A 17,683-nucleotide genomic window follows, 5' to 3' on the forward strand; every position below is an offset into this window, starting at 1 on the left:
CGTATTCAAAGGTGGGGTGAAAATACATAGGTAACTTACTGATTAATATTGAAGTGTTGTTGGTTTCGATTCTTGCCTATTCAATCAACCTCATCTCCCGCGCCCGAGCGAGGGCGCCGGTTCGGGTACTCACGTCCAGCTTCGCGAACACATTCTTCAAATGCCACTTCGCCGTCGACAAGGCGATCTGCGAGCGGGCGCTGATTTCATGATTGCTCAGTCCTAACGCGAGCAGGCGGAGTATGTCGATTTCGCGTTCGGTCAAAGGCTCCAAGGGGAGGGCGGGCTTGCGAGGGGACGGGGGTGCCACTGGCGCCGCTTGCGAGAAGACGTTGTCGAACTTGCACAGATAGTGCGTCGGCAGCGGAATGCGCAGGTGGCCGCTTGAGACGGCGGCGGAGATGACTTGAATCATCGAGGGCGTCTCGTCGTAGACGCCGCGAGTGAAGCCGTGGCCGCGGGTCAAGGCGAAGCCGCGGTTCAAGCAATCGAAGGCGGATTCGATATCGCCGGAATGCCAATAGCAGCACGCGAGCGCCGCTTCGAGCGGAGCTTCGCGATAGACATACCCGGCCTCATGCGCACTGTCGCGCAATACGAGCAGAATCGCTCGAGCGTCGTCGTACTGGCGCTGCTTCATTAGCAGGGCTGCGTAGCCAGAGCCGAAGCGTTCCCAAGCTTCATCGTACGACCGTGACCGGCGCCACTCGCCCGACCGCGCGCGACGCTGCAATCCGAACTCCAGCGCCACCGCCCGTGCGCGTTGCATATTCTCCTGTGACAACAACAGGCGAATCTTCTCCGCACTCACCTGGGCAAGAAATCGTGCATGCGAGCCGCTTTCCAGCATGCTGTGCAGATAGTCGAGCAGCTGAAATGCTTCACCATGTCGACCATGGATCGCCTTGATCCGCGACAGCGTCACATACGCAGTCACAACGTTCTCGACGGTGGATTGAACGCACAGTAGCGGCAGGACTTCGGTGCACAGGGCCTCCGCCTCGTCGAGTCGATTCTCTTCATATCGCATGTAGGCGAGGGCGTTGGCCGCGTTCACCCATGCAGGTGTGCGATGCCCGCCTCGAACCATCGCAAACATGCGCTCGCACCGATCGGCGGCGGCTTTCATATCGCCTTGGGCGCGATCGGCGAGCGACGCGACAACTTCCGCATAGCCCAGGCTGTACAAGCTGATCGAGTCGAACGTATCACGTGCACGCATGGCCAGGCGCCACGCTTTGTCGAACTGATTCAGGCGCAGCATTGTGTACGCCTGCAGCGTCAGCAACGTGCCAATGAGAAAGCTATCGGCACCGCGATCTCGTAGCGCTTCCGGAGACGAGATGCCAATCTGGCCGCTGCTGTCGGCGAGCACGGTCAGCATGGCATGCAACAGTCGAAGGTGTGCCGATCCAAGCGCGCGTTCGATGCTGACGTTCGCCTCGACCTCTCGTAACGTTGCTGCGGCCTCGTTGAAGCGTCGCGAGAGGATCAGGCTTGCGATATACGACCTGCAGAGGCCCGCGTGGTTGAGGATGACGTTGTGGGGGACCTTGCTGATCCAATGAATCACCGTGATGGTTTCGCCAGCGCGCAGCCACGTCGTCGTGCAGCGTTCCAAGAGTTCCGGGCGCCATTCCTCGTTGCCGGCCGAAAACGCATGATGAAGTGCTTCGTCGTAGAGTTGGTGTTCCGCGTACCAACGACTCGCGCGCTCGTTCAGCTGCGATAGTCGGGCGGTGTCATGCCGCAAGTGACTGCGGAGAAAATCCAGAAACAGCGTGTGAAATCTATACCAGTGCCCGTGACTGTCGAGCGCTTGAATGAACAGCTGCGAGCGTTCCAGCTGCTCGAGCAAGGACTGGCTGTGAGTGATATCGAGCAATGCATTGCAAAGCTCGGCAGTCATCCGGTCCACGACGCTGCTTGCGATCAAGAACTCGCGTAACGGCGGTGCTTGGTCTTGCAGAAGCGAGGTCCCCAGATAACGAGCCACCTCGTAGTGAGAGCCGTTGAAATCGCCAATGCCATCACGGGAGTCCGCGGCGGCAAGCAAGGCGAGTTTTACGCCAGCGACCCAGCCTTCAGTGCTCCGTCGGATGCTCTGTGCTTCGTCATTCGTGAGCGACCGATGACACAACTGCTCGCCGAGCTGCACGATGGCGTCCGTGTCGAAGTTCAGATCTTCCGCGCCGAGCGTCACGAGCTGATCATTTAGCCGTAGCTGACTCATGTGAAGCGCCGGCACCCCGCGGCCGGACAGAATCCACCGAATCCCGGCCGGTGACTGCAACAGCAATGCATCGACGGCACGCACGAGCACTGGCGTGCTCAGCAGTTGTAGATCATCTACAACGATGGAGGTTGGCTGGGTGAGCCGACTCAGGCTCGCAATGAAGACCGCGATCGCCGCGTCGAGTGAATCTGCCTCCGGCCGCTGGTGCGGAAGATATGCATCGAACGCGGGGCAGACGGACCTGACGGCGGCAATCAGATAAGAAAAGAACCGCACTGGCTCGTTGTCCTGCTCATCGAGCGACAACCAGGCGACGGCCTGTGACGCACATGAATGCTGATGCCATTGCGCCAGCAGTGTGGTCTTGCCCGATCCAATCGGTGCCGCGAGCAGTGTGAGCTTTTGTCTCGCGGCGGCATCGATTCGGGCCAACAAAGCGCCGCGCTCGATGCAAGTCATCGCGCACTGTGGCGGCTTGAGCTTGCCGTGAATGACATAGTGCGGGCCGATGTCGCTGATGGAGTGTGACGCTGAACGATGCGCCATGCCGTCGGCCCGATCCTTGCCGCGTCTGGTGAGCTGGTGTGCCACGCGCTCCCCCGAATGTTCCGTTTCTAACTATGGGCCAACCAAATGTTGACCAGAAAACATCGGCGCCGCCCCTCCGATCGAAGGGGGCGCAGCGATTATGCAACTGCCTAGCATCGGCGTCATCCGCTGGACCGCAGCGGGCCAACACATCAGGACGTCATCGAGGGGGAGTCACCAGCCATGTGCAGCAAAGCCATGTGCTCCCATCACGGGCCAGCCGTGCGGGAGCGTACGTTTGTGCAGCTCGTTCTACTCTGCGCAACACTGTTCGCGAGTCTCGGCGCGTACGCCCAGGCGCCGAACTTTATCGCGTTCGAGTCCGGACACGTACGACCGATAGCCATGTCGCCCGATCGCACGCGATTGTTCGTCACCAACACACCGGACAACACGCTCGAGGTGTTCGACATCACATTGTCGGGGTTGGCTTTGCGGGCGCGAGTGCCGGTGGGACTGGAGCCGGTGGCTGTCGCGGCCCGAAATGACTCCGAGGTCTGGGTCGTCAATCATCTTTCCGACAGCATCAGTGTCGTCACGCTGAGCGGCACTCCCAGAGTTACACGGACGCTGCTCGTGGGTGACGAGCCGCGAGACATCGTGTTTGCGGGCTCGCCAGTGAGGGCATTCATCACGACAGCGCATCGCGGACAACAGCGCACCGATGCATCTATCAGCAGCGTGCCGGGGGCGGGCGATCCGCAGCTGATCACGGCGAGCGTCGGCCGTAACGACGTGTGGGTGTTCGATCCCACCAGTCTGGGCAACACTGTCGGTGGCACGCCGGTCCGAATCCTGAATTTCTTCAGCGACACTCCGCGCGCCCTGGCGGTTAGCCCGGATAAGAACACGGTGTACATCGCGGCGTTCAAGTCGGGCAACCAGACCACGACGATTCTGGAGCCCATGGTGTGTGACGGGTTTCGGCCCAACCTGCCGTGCATCGTCGATAACCTGTCCATCATGCCCGGCGGCAATCCCGGGCCGGGCACGAACTTCGAAGGCAAGCGCGCGCCTGAGACCGGGCTGATCGTGAAGTTCAACAACACGACCAACCGCTGGGAAGATGAGCTCGGCCGCAATTGGAACAACGCCGTACGGTTCCGCTTGCCGGATCTCGATGTGTTCGCGGTGGACGCGCGCACCCTGTCGCAGACGGCGAGCTATGCGCACGTCGGCACGACGCTGTTCAACATGGTTGCCAATCCGGCGACCGGCAAACTGTATGTCTCCAACACCGAAGCGTTCAATCTGACGCGCTTCGAAGGGCCGGGCCAGTTCGGCGGCCAGACGGTCCAAGGTCATCTGGCCGAGACGCGCATCACCGTGATCTCCGGTTCGACCGTCACCCCCCGGCACCTGAACAAACATCTGGACTACACCAAGCTCGCCAACGAGTCGGGCTTCGATCCGACCGCGCGCAATCACAGCTTGTCGACGCCGCTCGAGATGGCGGTGACCAGCAATGGCCAGACGCTCTACGTCGCGGCGTTCGGCTCCAGCCGTATCGGTGTTTTCAATACCGCCGCGCTGGAGGCGGATACCTTCAACCCGCGCACGGCGAGCGCCAACTACATCAATGTGAGTGGCGGTGGTCCGAGCGGGCTGGTGTTGGATGAGGCACGAGGGCGGTTGTACGTAACGACGCGCTTCGACAACTCGGTGAAAGTCATCGACACCACCAGCCGCGCTCAGGTGGCAGCGGTGACATTGCCGAATCCCGAGCCGGCGGCGATCGTGCAAGGTCGACCGATGCTCTATGACGCAACCACGCTATCGGCGAATGGTGAGGCGTCGTGCGCGAGCTGCCACATCTTTGGGGACATGGACGATCTGGCGTGGGATCTGGGCAACCCGGACGATCCGGTCACCCACAATCCCTTGCCCAAGAACCTCACCAGCGCGCTGGAGATCGCGATCGGCAAGACGCTGTTCGGCGTGCGTACGCCCATCAACGGCAGCGATAACGTCGAGGAATTCCATCCGATGAAAGGTCCGATGACGACGCAGACCCTGCGCGGCCTGCGTAATGCCGGTGCCATGCATTGGCGCGGCGATCGGGCGACGGGGCATTTCGGCAGCGATCCGCTCGATACGAATCTGTCGTTCAACAACTTCATCGTGGCGTTCGAAGGATTGATGGGGCGCGACGGCATCCCCAGCACAGCGGACATGCAGCGCTTCACCAACTTCCAGCTCAAGGTGCAGCTGCCGCCGAATCCGGTGCGTGCGCTCGACAATTCGCTCAACGCCGCCCAGCAGCGTGGCAAGAACTTCTATGTCGGCTCGCGGCCGTCGGACGGGATCGAGATTCCCATCCTGGGGGGATTGATTCCGGGCGACACCGCGTTCAACTGCGAAGGCTGTCACCGTCTGGATCCGGCGCAGGGTTACTTTGGCACTGGCGGGTCGGCGAGCTTCGAAGGCATCACCCAGATCGTGAAGATCCCGCATCTGCGGAACATGTACGCCAAGGTCGGCATGTTTGGCGCGCCCAGGGTGAATTTCTTCGGCGCCCCGGACACCGGCAACATGGGCGACCAGATCCGCGGCTTCGGCTTCGTGAACGACGGCTCGGTCGACACACTGTTCCGCTTCTTCACGGCGGTGGTCTTCAATCCGCAGTTGAATGCCGGCTTCCCCATCCTCAATCCGGACGCGACTCGTCGCGACGTGGTGCAGTTCATGCTCGCCTTCGACAGCGACCTCGCACCCATCGTGGGTCAGCAGGTCACGCTCACCAGCGGCAATGCCAGCGCCGTGAACCCGCGTATCAATCTGCTCATTCAGCGGGCCAAAGCGAACTTCGTCTCGAAGGAGTTGGGGGGTGCGACCAGGGAGTGCGACCTGGTGGCCAAGGTGGCGCTTACCGGCAGCTTGAAGGGCTATCTGCTGGACGCGGCGGCGGGCGACTTCGTGGCCGCAGACGGCACCCGTCGTACCGACGCCTCACTGCGAGCACTGGCGACGACGACCGGGCAGGAGGTGACATATACCTGTGTCCCGCCGGGCTCGGGCCGGCGCATCGGTCTGGGTTTATAGCCTCCGAAGCGACGTAATCCTGGCAGCCCGTGCGCCCTGAACTGGCGCACGGGCTTTTCTTTTGTCGCTTGTGAGGGTGGAGGTGGTTCCGGGGCGGGGAAGCCGATACCATCATCGCTCGCCTTACAGACTAATCGACGAATCAAGGCTTGCGACTTCTCACTCTCACACGCTTGGCGTGCCTGTTGGTGGCCGCCGCATTTCTGACTGTGGCAGGGACGGCGCGGGCGGCTGACTCGCACCCAAATCAACTGCATCCCGCCCAGGGCTACATCGATCAGGCTGCCGCCGCAGTTCGCAGCCGGCCCGCAGACAGCGTTCGGGATGCGCAAGCCGCACTGAAACTGCTCGCCGACCAGCCGAACGCCGACCTGGAGATCCGGGCCCGCTTACTTCTTTGCGATCACCTCTCGGAACGGGACAAGGCAGGGGCCGAAACCGAAGTTGCGCGGGCTCGTGCCTTGCTGCCGCAGGCCACGCGCCGGGGGCTGGAGGCGGGCGTGCTCAATTGCGAAGGCACCATCCTGGAGACCGCCGGTGAAAACGCTCGGGCGCGCGAGCTGTACGAGCAGGCCGTGGCCGTCGCGACCCGCGCTCATGATGACGAGATGCTCGCGGCCTCATTGTTCGCCCGCGGATATCTGTTGGGCTTGCAGGGCCAATACGCCACCGGGCTCGCCGATCTGAAGCGTGCCCAGTCTTTATATGACGATCTGCAGCTGCCCGACCATTCGCTCACCGCGATGAATGGCATCGCCATTCTTTATAACCGCATGGGTGACTATGCCCAGGCGCGATACATGTACGACCAGGCACTCAAAGCCCAGCGCGACGCTGGGATGTATCGCGAGCAGAGCGTGACGCTTCACAACCTCGGCCGGGCGCATGAAAACCTGCGCGAGTGGGACGCGGCGCAAGCGGCGTTTCAAGAGACCTACGACATCAGCCGTCAATTGAATTACGCGCGCGGTGAAGCGTATGCGCTGCGGGGTCTGGCTGCGGTCAAAAATGCCAAAGGCGATCCGAACGGTGCTTTGCAGATTCTCGAACAAGCGATGGTTTTGCAGCGACAGACGCCGGACGCACGCTTGGAAGCGCAGATTCAGCTGGCGCGCGGCGTGGCGCTGCATCGGCTGCGGCAGCTGACAGCGAGCGCTGAAGCTCTCGAATCGGCACTCAAAGTGTTCCGTCAGGCTGATTCGCTCAATGAGCTGCGCGCGACTTATGGCGAGCTGGCGGCGGTGCTCTCGGACATGGGCAACTGGCGCGAAGGTTACGCTCAGCTGCTCAATGCGCAGGAAACGTCCGAGCGCATGTTCCGCAATCAGGTCGATCAGCGTTTTGCGACGTTGAAGGTGGAGTTCGATACCGCAGCCAAGGAAAAAGAGAACGCCTTGCTGATGCGCGAGAACAACGCCAACCAGCTGGCGTTGGCGGAAGGTCAGCGCGCGCGCAATCTGCAACGAGCGGTGATCGTTTTGACGGTCATCCTGGCGGTGCTGCTGGCAACCCTGGCCTGGCACCAATGGCGTTCGACCCGGCGCATGCACCGGCTCGCGATGACCGATGAGCTGACCGGCGTACCGAATCGTCGCGCCGTGCTGTCACGACTCGCGCCATTATTGCTGCAGCCGAATCCGCCCAGCTGTGCGATGCTGATCATCGATATCGATCACTTCAAGAGCATCAACGATCAGCATGGCCATGCGGAAGGCGACGAGGCGTTGAAGTCGGTGGCCCGCGAGCTGCGCGAGGACGTGCACGAGCCAGCCTTCATCGGCCGTCTTGGCGGTGAAGAGTTCGTGGTGGTTATTCCGGGGGCGGACTTCGACAAGGCCTATCGCCTGGCGGAGCGCTTCCGTGAAGGCGTGATGAGTATCGACACGCGACGATGGTTGAAGGATCGTCGCATTACGGTCAGCATCGGATTGACCATGGCCAAGGCGACCGGCGATACGTCCAGCACCATGTTGCAACGGGCGGACGCGGCGTTGTATGACGCGAAACGTGCGGGACGAAATTGCGTGAAGGCGCAGCTGCCCGCGGAAGAGAGTGAGGCGTCGGCACCGATGAAGCCGGCGCAAGTGGGATTCGCTTAGCTCACAACCCTAGGGGACATGATGACGATACTGCGAAGGGGCCTGCTGGCCGCCTGTGGATTGGTGGCATTCACAGCGCTGAGCACGGCCCATGCCGATGAGGACCAGGCACTCGCGCACGCGCGTCAGCTGCTCAAGAAAGTGATTCTGATCGATGGCCACAACGATTTGCCGTGGGCCATCCGCACCGACAAAAAAGCGCCCGGCAATGTGGCTGCCTATGATCTGCACGGCACAGTGCCGTTCCAGACCGATCTGAAACGGCTGGAGAAGGGCGGCATCGGCGCGCAGTTCTGGTCGGTCTACATTCCTGGCGAGATCGGCACCGGCTATGCGCGCACGCAGCTGGAGCAGATCGACATTGCCCGGCGCATGATCGAGCGTTATCCCAAGTTTCAGTTCGCGACCACGGTCGCTGACGTTCGCGCCGCGCATCGCCAGGGGCGCATCGCCTCGCTGATGGGCATGGAAGGCGGCCACGCCATCGAGAATTCGTTGGGTGCCTTGCGTGCGTACTACGATCTCGGCGTGCGTTACATGACGCTCACCCACAACGTGAATCTGGATTGGGCCGACTCGGCCGCCAAGCCGCCCGAGCACGGCGGTCTCACCAAATTCGGTGAGGAGGTCGTGCTGGAGATGAACAAGCTCGGCATGCTGGTCGATCTGTCGCACGTCTCCGATGGCACGATGGACGATGCGCTGCGCGTCTCGAAGGCGCCGGTGATTTTCTCGCATTCTTCGGCGCGCGCTATCTGCGATGTGCCGCGCAACGTGCCCGACAGTATTCTCAAGCGCTTGCCGGCAAACGGCGGCGTGGTGATGGTCACGTTCGTGGCAGGGTTCATCGATCCGGAAGTCGCCAAGATTCAGATGCCCGCCATCGCCGAAGTGGGCCGTCGCAGTCAGGGCAAGTCGGTGGAAGAGGCCGAGCGGATTGCCGACGAGGTCATGGGCAAGCTGCAGCTGCCCAAGACCAGCGTTGCCAAGGTCGCCGATCACATCGAGCATATCCGCAAGGTCGCCGGCGTGCAGCACATCGGACTGGGCGGCGACTACGACGGCAATTCCGATTGGCCGGTGGGACTCGAAGATGTGTCCAGTTACCCCATCTTGTTTGCCGAGCTGATTCGCCGCGGCTGGAGCGATGCGGACCTGACGCTGCTCGCCGGTGAAAACGTGCTGCGTGCCCTGGCCAAAGCCGAGGACGTGTCACGTCAGCTCGGCAAGAAATAAAGTGCTTAGACGAATGTGAGTGGCACCCAAGAGCGCTGGCAGTTCTGGATCGACCGTGGCGGCACGTTCACGGATGTGATCGGCCGCCGTGCGGACGGCGAGCTCGTAACTCTCAAACTGCTCTCTGAAAACCCGCAGCGTTATCGTGACGCTGCGGTTCAGGGCATTCGCGAGCTGCTGCAGCTCGCTGCCGATGCGCCCATTCCCGCCGAGCGCATCGACGCCGTGAAGATGGGCACGACAGTTGCGACCAATGCGCTTTTGGAGCGCAAAGGCGATCGCACCGTGTTGCTCATCACGCGTGGCTTCGCCGATGCGTTACGCATCGCGTATCAGCACCGTCCCAAGCTGTTCGTACGGCATATCGAGTTGCCCTCGTTGCTGTATGAGGAGGTTGTGGAGGTCGATGAGCGGGTGGGTGCCGATGGCGGCATCGTCCGTTCGTTGGATCTTGTGGCAGCTGAGCGGTCGCTGCGCGATGTCTTTGCTCGGGGTGTGCGCAGCTGCGCGGTCGTGTTGATGCATGGCTATCGCTATCCCGACCATGAGCGGCAGCTCGGCGAGCTCGCGCGTCGGATTGGGTTCTCGCAAGTGTCGGTCTCGCACGAAGTCAGCCCGTTGATGAAGCTGGTGTCGCGCGGTGACACCACCGTTGTGGATGCTTACTTGTCGCCGGTGTTGCGGCGGTATGTCGAGCAGGTGGCGTCGCAGTTACCGGGTGTCAGATTGCAGTTCATGCAGTCGTCGGGCGGGCTGACGGATGCGCATCAGTTTCAAGGGAAGGATGCGATTTTGTCGGGACCGGCGGGTGGCATCGTTGGCGCTGCGCGCGCCGCCAGTGAAGCAGGGTTTGAAAAGATCATCGGCTTCGACATGGGCGGCACGTCGACGGACGTGGCTCATTACGCGGGGGAGTATGAGCGGGCGTTCGATACTGAGGTCGCAGGTGTGCGGCTGCGAGCGCCGATCATGCAGATTCATACAGTCGCGGCGGGTGGTGGGTCGATCTGTCGCTTCGATGGTGTGAGATTGAGAGTGGGACCGGAGTCGGCGGGCGCCGATCCCGGGCCGGCTGCGTATCGTCGCGGCGGGCCGCTTACGGTGACGGATGCGAATGTGTTGCTGGGAAGGATTCAAGCGGATTTCTTCCCGGCGGTGTTTGGCAGTGGCGGCGATTTGCCGCTGGATGCCGCGGCGGTGAAAGAGAAGTTTGCGGCGTTGGCGGGGCAGGTCGCTGCGTCCGTCGGCACGGACGAGCAAGTCGCGACCGCGCACACGCCAGAGAGCATCGCTGCCGGCTGCATTCGAGTGGCCGTCGAGAACATGGCCAACGCCATCAAGAAGATCTCCGTGCAGCGGGGCCACGATGTTACCGAGTACACGCTCGTGTGCTTCGGCGGTGCGGCTGGGCAGCACGCCTGTTTGGTCGCTGATGCGCTGGGCATGCAGACGGTTTACATCCATCCGCTGGCGGGCGTGTTGTCCGCTTACGGCATTGGGCTCGCTGATGTGACCGCGATGAAGCAGCAGGCCGTCGAAGCGGAGTTGGGCGATGACGCACTCGCCGACCTGCAGCCTGCATTCGCCTCATTGGAGTCTTCCGCCCGCGAGGTCCTGCTGACGCAGGGCGTGCCGATGGAACGCATTCGCGTCGAGCGCAAGCTCGCAATCAAGTACGCAGGTACCGACAGCACGCTGCAGCTATCGCAGACGCCCGGGCCGAGTTCGCAGCTGGCCGCGCGCTTCTACGAAGAATATCGGCAGCGTTATGGGTTCCTGATGTCCGGCCGCGCGCTGGTCATCGAATCGATCAGCGTTGAAGCGATCGGAGCGTCACACCAGAGCCTCTCTCAGGCCACGGCGCAGCCGAAGAGCACAGCTTTACCTGCGCCTATCGACTCGCGCCCGGTTTACTTCGAAGGCTCCTGGCACCCAACGTCATTCTTCGAACGCACCTCTCTGCCGCCGGGCGCGAAGCTGCCCGGTCCGGCGGTCATTCGCGAGCGGAACACCACCATTGTGATCGAGCCGGGCTGGCAGGCCGAAGTCACGGCGCTAAATCATCTGGTCCTGCGCCGAACTCAGCCTCTGCGTCGTGAGCACGCCATCGGCACGCAAGCCGATCCCATTCTGCTCGAGGTATTCAACAACCTCTTCATGGCTATCGCCGAGCAGATGGGCGTCACGCTCGCCAACACGGCGACCTCCGTGAACATCAAAGAGCGACTCGACTTCTCCTGTGCGCTCTTTGATGAAGCCGGCCATCTAATCGCGAACGCCCCGCACATGCCCGTGCACTTGGGCTCGATGGGCGAGTCCGTCCAAGAGATCCTGCGACGCCGGGCCACCACGATGCGCCGAGGCGACGTTTTCGTCCTCAACGCGCCATACGCCGGTGGCACGCATCTGCCAGACGTGACCGTCGTCATGCCCGTCTTCATCGAAGACTCGCAGCAGCCAACGTTCTTCGTCGCCGCAAGAGGCCATCATGCCGACATCGGCGGTTCGACCCCCGGCTCGATGCCGGCGAACTCGACCAACATCGAAGAGGAGGGCGTGCTGCTCGACAACGTGCAACTCGTTTCGAACGGCGCGTTCCTCGAAGACGAGATGCGCAAGCTCCTGGCGTCCGGCAAGTACCCAGCGCGTAACGTCGAGCAGAATCTCGCAGATCTGCGCGCGCAAGTCGCAGCTTGTCAAAAGGGCGCCGCTGAGCTCGAAGCAATGGTCGCGCACTTCAGCTTGCCCGTCGTGCAAGCCTATATGCAGCACGTTCAGAACAATGCCGAGGAAGCGGTGCGGCGAGTCATCGACGCGCTTCACGACGGCGAGTTCACGTATGCCATGGACAATGGCGCCAGTATCAAAGTGTCGATTCGTATCGACAGCCAGTCGCGCTCGGCCACCATCGACTTCACCGGCACGAGCGCCCAACAGCGGAACAACTTCAATGCACCTGCACCGGTCACACGCGCCGCCGTGCTCTACGTGTTCCGAACGTTGGTGGACGATGAGATCCCGATGAATGCCGGCTGCCTGAAGCCGCTGAACCTGATCGTGCCAGTCGGCTCCATGCTGAATCCGCAAGCGCCGGCCGCCGTCGTCGCCGGCAATGTCGAGACCTCGCAAGTCGTCACCGATTGTTTATACGGCGCGCTCGGCGTGCTGGCTGCGAGCCAGGGCACGATGAACAATTTCACCTTCGGCGATGGCCAGCATCAGTACTACGAAACCATCGCGGGCGGTTCAGGCGCCGGGCCGGACTTTGACGGCACCGATGCGGTTCAAACCCACATGACGAACTCGCGGCTCACCGATCCCGAAGTGCTGGAGTGGCGCTTTCCCGTGAGATTGGATGCATTCAGCATCAGGCGAGGCTCCGGCGGCGCCGGCCGTTTCAAAGGCGGTGACGGCGTCGAACGTCGCGTGCGCTTTCTGAAAACGATGACGGCGAATATTCTCGCAAATCATCGCATCGTCGCGCCCTTCGGCGTGAAAGGCGGGCAGCCCGCGCAAGTCGGCGAGAACTGGATCGAGCGCGCCGACGGCACGGTCGAGCACTTCGGTGCCACGCATACGGCGCGGCTCGATAAAGACGACGTATTCGTGATCCGGACGCCCGGCGGCGGCGGCTTCGGCTGAGCGCTTCTCGCTCGTTCATGCATCGGTCGGTATAGCCGGCGTTGTCGCCAATAACATCCACCGCATTGTTACAAAGCTTTCGATTGCAGTTTTTTCCTGCCGGGTAACGCGCGCCTCTGAAATCCTTCAGGCGTTGCACTCCGACAACACGTCGGAACTCTTTTGGCGCAGATTCGTTGCAGAACATTCCTGGCAAATGGACCGAGATCTATGAAAACGTTGCGATGGGGGATCCTGCAAGCATTGGGCTTGTCAGTGATCGCGGTGGGTTCAGCCATCACGCCGAGCATCGTTGAAGCACAAGTCACCAGCGCGGTGGTGCGCGGACGGGTGTTGGCGAACGGCAACCCGGTGCCGGCGGGCGTGCAGGTGATTGCCACCAATTCGGAAACGGGCTTCACCAAACAAGCGATCACGCAGCAAGGCGGCTCGTATGCGCTGATCGGTCTGGTGCCGGGGACATATCAACTGAGGATTCAAGGCGACGGCTATCAACCCACGGCGCGCGCGGTGCGCGTGTCGATCGGTCAGACCATCGATCTGGATCTGAACGCCATGACCGAAGCCGTGGCGATTACTGACGAGGTGATCGTATCGGCCGAGCGGCTCGTCGAGATGCGCACCTCCGAGGTTGCGACCAATATCAGCGTCGAGCAAATCGAATCGCTGCCGCAAGGCAATCGCAATTTCCTGAACTTCGCCGCGCTCGCACCCGGCGTGCGCATCAACGATCGCGACACGGAGAAAACTTTCCAGGCCGGCGCGCTGACCGCGAACGCCGTGAACGTCTTTATCGACGGTGTCAGCTACAAGAATCAGGTGATCAACGGTGGCGTGGTCGGTCAGGATTCGAGCCGCGGCAATCCCTTCCCGCAGAATGCCGTGCAGGAATTCCGGGTGATAACGCAGAACTTCAAGGCCGAATACGAGCAGGCCTCGAGCGCCATCATCACGGCTAGAACGAAGTCGGGCACCAACGAGTTTCACGGCGACACGTTCATCTATTACCAGGACAAGAGCCTGGTGGCCCGCGACGATTTCGCGCGTCCCGGTGAGCCCAGGGCGCAGTACGAGCGCAAACAGTACGGTATGTCGTTCGGCGGCCCCATCATCCAGGACAAGCTGCATTTCTTCGTCGCGTACGAGGGCAACGACCAGGATCGCGCCGAGCGCGTGACACTGGGCAATCCCGCGGCCGCGCCGATCTTCGGTCAGTATGAAGGCTCGTTCGTGCAGCCGTTCCGCGAAGATCTGTTCTTCGGCAAGCTCGACTTCCAGCCGACTTACAACCAGACGATGGATCTGTCGTTCAGCCTGCGCGATGAGTCCGACATCAAGGACTTCAGCGGCCAGAACAGCTACGAGGCCGCCAACAACATCCAGAACGAGGTGCGCACCATCAAGTTCGGCCACACGTACGATGCCGAGAGCTTCACCAATGAGGCGACGCTGCTGTACATGAAGTACGAGTGGCATCCGACGCCGGTCAACTACGATCTGGTCGGTCGCGAGTACGTTGGCCTGATTCGCATCGGCGGCGGCTCGACCAAGCAGAGCATCGGTCAGGAAGTGTTGACGTTCAAGGACGATCTCACGTTCACCGAGTTCGACTGGCTGGGCGGCCACTCGGTGAAGACCGGCCTGCGTATCAGCAAGGTCGACTACAACGTGCAGAAATTCCAGAACTCCAATCCGATCTTCCGCTTCCGTCCCGAGATCGGCAATTTCGAGTTCCCGGCGGAAGCGGAGTACGGCACGGGCAATCCGGATCTGTCCGGCAAGACCACGCAGTATGGTCTGTACATTCAGGACGACTGGGAGGTCACAGCCAAGCTCACGTTGAATCTGGGCGTGCGCTGGGACTATGACACCGATCTGCTCGGCAAGGACTATGTAACCCCGGAGGCGATTCGGCAGGCGGCCTCGCAGTACGTGCCGGATCGTTACTTCACCGATGGCAGCGATCGTGACAGCCCGACCGATCTGATTCAGCCGCGTCTGGGTTTTTCGTTCGACATGTTCGACAACAACCGCACGGTGATCTTCGGCGGCGTCGGTCGCTACTTCGATCGCGTGTTGTACAACGAGATTCTCGACGAGCGCTTCCGGCTGCAGTGGGGCGTGCGCAAATTCCAGTTCTCATCGGACGGTTTGCCGCGCAACGGTCAGCCCACCATCGTGTGGAACGACGCATATCTGAGCGTAGCAGGTCTGAATTCGTTGATCGCGTCGGGCGTCGCGCCGAATCCGGAGATCTTCCTGATCGACAGCAAGACGCGTATTCCGGAGACGATTCAAGCCAGCTTCGGTGTGCGCCAGCGCCTCGGCGACGACTGGCTCACGTCGCTTACGTTCGCGCGCAATCGCAGTCGTCACGGCTTCACATACATCTTCGGCAACCGCAATCCCGATGGCTTGAACGGTCCGCTGCCCGATGAAGGCTGCTGCGCGCCGGTCCCCGGCGGCTTCGGCAACATTCTGGTGTCCAGCGATGCCAAGCAGACCTGGTACAACGGCGTGTACGTGACCCTGGAAAAGGCGTACAGCGAAGCCTCCCCGTGGGGTATGACACTCGCGTACACCTACAGCGAGGCGGAAGAAACGGGCGGCGATCTGTTCAGTCTCGACTACCCGCGAGTCTCCGACTATCCGCGTCATCCTACCAGCGGTGATGAGCGGCACCGCATCGTGATGACCGGTCTCATCGCGCTGCCGTGGGACGTGAAGTTCTCCTCGACGTTGACGCTGGGTTCGGGCACGGGTTACACGATCACGGATCAATCGCAGGGCACCGGCCCCGGCGAGATCCAATATCGTTACTATACGGGTCGGCCGGCGAAGCACTCGTTCCTGATTCCGGGAGTGGACGCGTGGGCCTATCGCAGCCTGGATTTCCGGCTGGAAAAGAGCTTCACATTCGGCGAATCGCAGGCTTTGAGCCTGGTCGGCGAGGTGTTCAACGTGTTCGACCACGAGAATTACGACCCGCGCTCGTACAACGGCAACATCCCGTTCGGCGGTCAAGTCAACGAGGCCTTCGGCAAACCGACAGAACTGATTGAACCCGGACGTCGATTCCAGGTCGGTATGACGTATAGTTTCTAGGTCTCCATCCAGGTACACCATGGCATTAGTACACGATGAGGTTGCATGACTCCTTCACCTGGCCACGGCTGTGTTGGCTCGTTGCGGCGGTACTGTTCGTAGGCGTCGCCGGCGCCGCGGAGCAGAAGCCGACCAAACCGAAGGTGCCTGGCGTCGTGGTGGAACGCTCGCGAGTGTTCGATCCGGAGCGCGATGGCGATCCGGTGATCAACAACCTGCAACGCCGCACCTTCCGCTTTTTCTGGGACACGACCAACAAGCAAAACGGTCTCGCGCCTGATCGCTTCCCATCGCCGTCCTTCGCGAGCACGGCGGCGGTGGGCTTCGCGCTCACGGCTTACGTGGTGGGCGCGGACCGAGGCTTCGTGTCGCGTTCGCAAGCGCGGTTGCGGACGCTACGCACCCTGCGATTCCTCGAGTCCATGCCGCAGGGGCCGGATGAAGCCGGCATGGGCGGCTACAAGGGCTTCTTCTATCACTTCGTTCACATGCACAACGGCCAGCGCTTCGGCACAACGGAGCTGTCGACCGTCGATACTGCGCTGCTGCTCGGTGGCGTGCTGTTGTCGCAAAGCTATTTCGATCGGGACACCAGCTCCGAGCGTGAGATTCGCGATCTGGCGGAGAAGATCTACTCTCGCGTCGATTGGCAGTGGGCCCAGAACCGGCCACCGACCATTGCGCTTGGTTGGCGCCCCGAGAGCGGCTTCATACGTTTCGACTGGCGCGGCTACAACGAAGCCATGTTGATGTACATCCTCGCGCTCGGTTCGCCCACGTATCCCATCGAGCCGGAGGCGTGGACGGAATGGACGCGCACGTACAAGGACACGTACGGCAAGTTTGAGGGGCAGGAATTCCTGTCGTTCGGCCCGCAATTTGGCCACCAGTATTCGCACGTGTGGATCGACTTCCGCGGCATCATGGACGCGTGGAATCGCGAGAAGGGTTACGACTATTTCGAGAACAGCCGGCGCGCTTCGTATGCTCAACGCGAGTACGCGCGGCAGAATCCGATGCGCTGGCGGGGTTACGACAGCGAGATCTGGGGCCTGACGGCCTGCGATGGGCCGGCGGATACGGTGCAGATCTTTGACGACGAGGAGCGCGGCTTCTTCACGTATGCGGCTCGCGCCACCGCGTCGCCTCATGTCGTCGACGACGGCACGATCGCACCGACGGCGTCGATCGGTTCGATTGCCTTCGCACCGGAGATCGCGATCCCGGCAATCCGTGCGTTCCGTGCGCGTTTCGGTGAGCACCTGTATCAGAAGTACGGTTTCCTGGATTCGGTGAACCCGAGTTTCACGTTCACCGATGTGCCGCTGCGCCATGGCAGGATCATCGAGGGCATCGGTTGGGTCGCGGACGACTACCTGGGCATCGACCAGGGGCCCATCGTCGCCATGATCGAGAACTATCGCAGCGGCTTGATCTGGAGCATCATGCGGAACAATCCGCACATACGGCGGGGATTGCAGCGGGCAGGATTTACGGGCGGTTGGCTCGATCAGCCCGCGCCTTCACGAACCCAGTTTTCGTTGAGTCATGGCAATTTCGAGGGCCAGTTTCGTCGCAGGGCTTGAAATTTCGTCGCGAGGCGATTCGCCACGCTTCTCCCGGCGTTGGCGCTGGCACTGGCTGGCTGCGGCCGCTCGAGCCATCGCAAGGAGATAACGTTCTGGGGCGCAGGCCGTGAAGGTGACATCTGTCTCTTATACACATCTGACGCTGC

General features: G+C 61.6%; 7 protein-coding genes. 6 read left to right on the forward strand and 1 reads right to left on the reverse strand.

The genetic code is table 11. The features are described from left to right. Positions 1–76 precede the first annotated feature (76 nt). Positions 77–2,827 (reverse strand): winged helix-turn-helix domain-containing protein, encoded by a 2,751-nt coding sequence (locus tag D0550_RS26015; protein WP_116812113.1) that lies wholly within the window; start codon positions 2,825–2,827, stop codon positions 77–79. A gap of 195 nt (positions 2,828–3,022) precedes the next feature. On the opposite strand from D0550_RS26015, the gene D0550_RS26020 reads away from it, so the two are divergent. The 6 genes from D0550_RS26020 to D0550_RS26045 all read left to right on the forward strand — a co-directional run bounded on the left by D0550_RS26020 (position 3,023) and on the right by D0550_RS26045 (position 17,534). Then, the gene (locus tag D0550_RS26020; RefSeq protein WP_116812126.1) at positions 3,023–5,866 is read left to right on the forward strand and encodes a hypothetical protein; all 2,844 of its coding nucleotides are present in this window, start codon (positions 3,023–3,025) and stop codon (positions 5,864–5,866) included. Between the two features lie 149 nt (positions 5,867–6,015). Further along, positions 6,016–7,965 carry a diguanylate cyclase gene (locus tag D0550_RS26025; RefSeq protein ID WP_153067350.1) on the forward strand — a complete coding sequence of 650 codons (1,950 nt, stop codon included), beginning with the start codon at positions 6,016–6,018 and terminating at the stop codon, positions 7,963–7,965. 18 nt (positions 7,966–7,983) lie between these two features. Then, positions 7,984–9,201, forward strand: coding sequence for a dipeptidase (locus D0550_RS26030; protein WP_241520930.1), 1,218 nt, complete (start codon positions 7,984–7,986; stop codon positions 9,199–9,201). A gap of 15 nt (positions 9,202–9,216) precedes the next feature. Continuing rightward, entirely contained in the window at positions 9,217–12,843 is a 3,627-nt protein-coding gene (locus D0550_RS26035) for a hydantoinase B/oxoprolinase family protein (RefSeq protein WP_116812115.1), read from the forward strand. Between the two features lie 210 nt (positions 12,844–13,053). Beyond that, the gene (locus D0550_RS26040; protein ID WP_116812116.1) at positions 13,054–15,948 is read left to right on the forward strand and encodes a TonB-dependent receptor; all 2,895 of its coding nucleotides are present in this window, start codon (positions 13,054–13,056) and stop codon (positions 15,946–15,948) included. A 35-nt stretch (positions 15,949–15,983) separates the two neighbouring features. Next, complete coding sequence (locus tag D0550_RS26045; RefSeq protein WP_116812117.1) at positions 15,984–17,534, forward strand: glucoamylase family protein; 1,551 nt, start codon at positions 15,984–15,986, stop codon at positions 17,532–17,534. Positions 17,535–17,683: the final 149 nt, after the last annotated feature.

The sequence above is a fragment of the Steroidobacter cummioxidans genome, from assembly GCF_003104955.1.

Bases quoted from the DNA above. Each gene is read 5' to 3' on its own strand.
- D0550_RS26040 (WP_116812116.1), top strand. From the start codon at position 13,054: ATGAAAACGTTGCGATGGGGGATCCTGCAAGCATTGGGCTTGTCAGTG.
- D0550_RS26030 (WP_241520930.1), top strand. From the start codon at position 7,984: ATGATGACGATACTGCGAAGGGGCCTGCTGGCCGCCTGTGGATTGGTG.
- D0550_RS26020 (WP_116812126.1), top strand. From the start codon at position 3,023: ATGTGCTCCCATCACGGGCCAGCCGTGCGGGAGCGTACGTTTGTGCAG.
- D0550_RS26045 (WP_116812117.1), top strand. From the start codon at position 15,984: ATGAGGTTGCATGACTCCTTCACCTGGCCACGGCTGTGTTGGCTCGTT.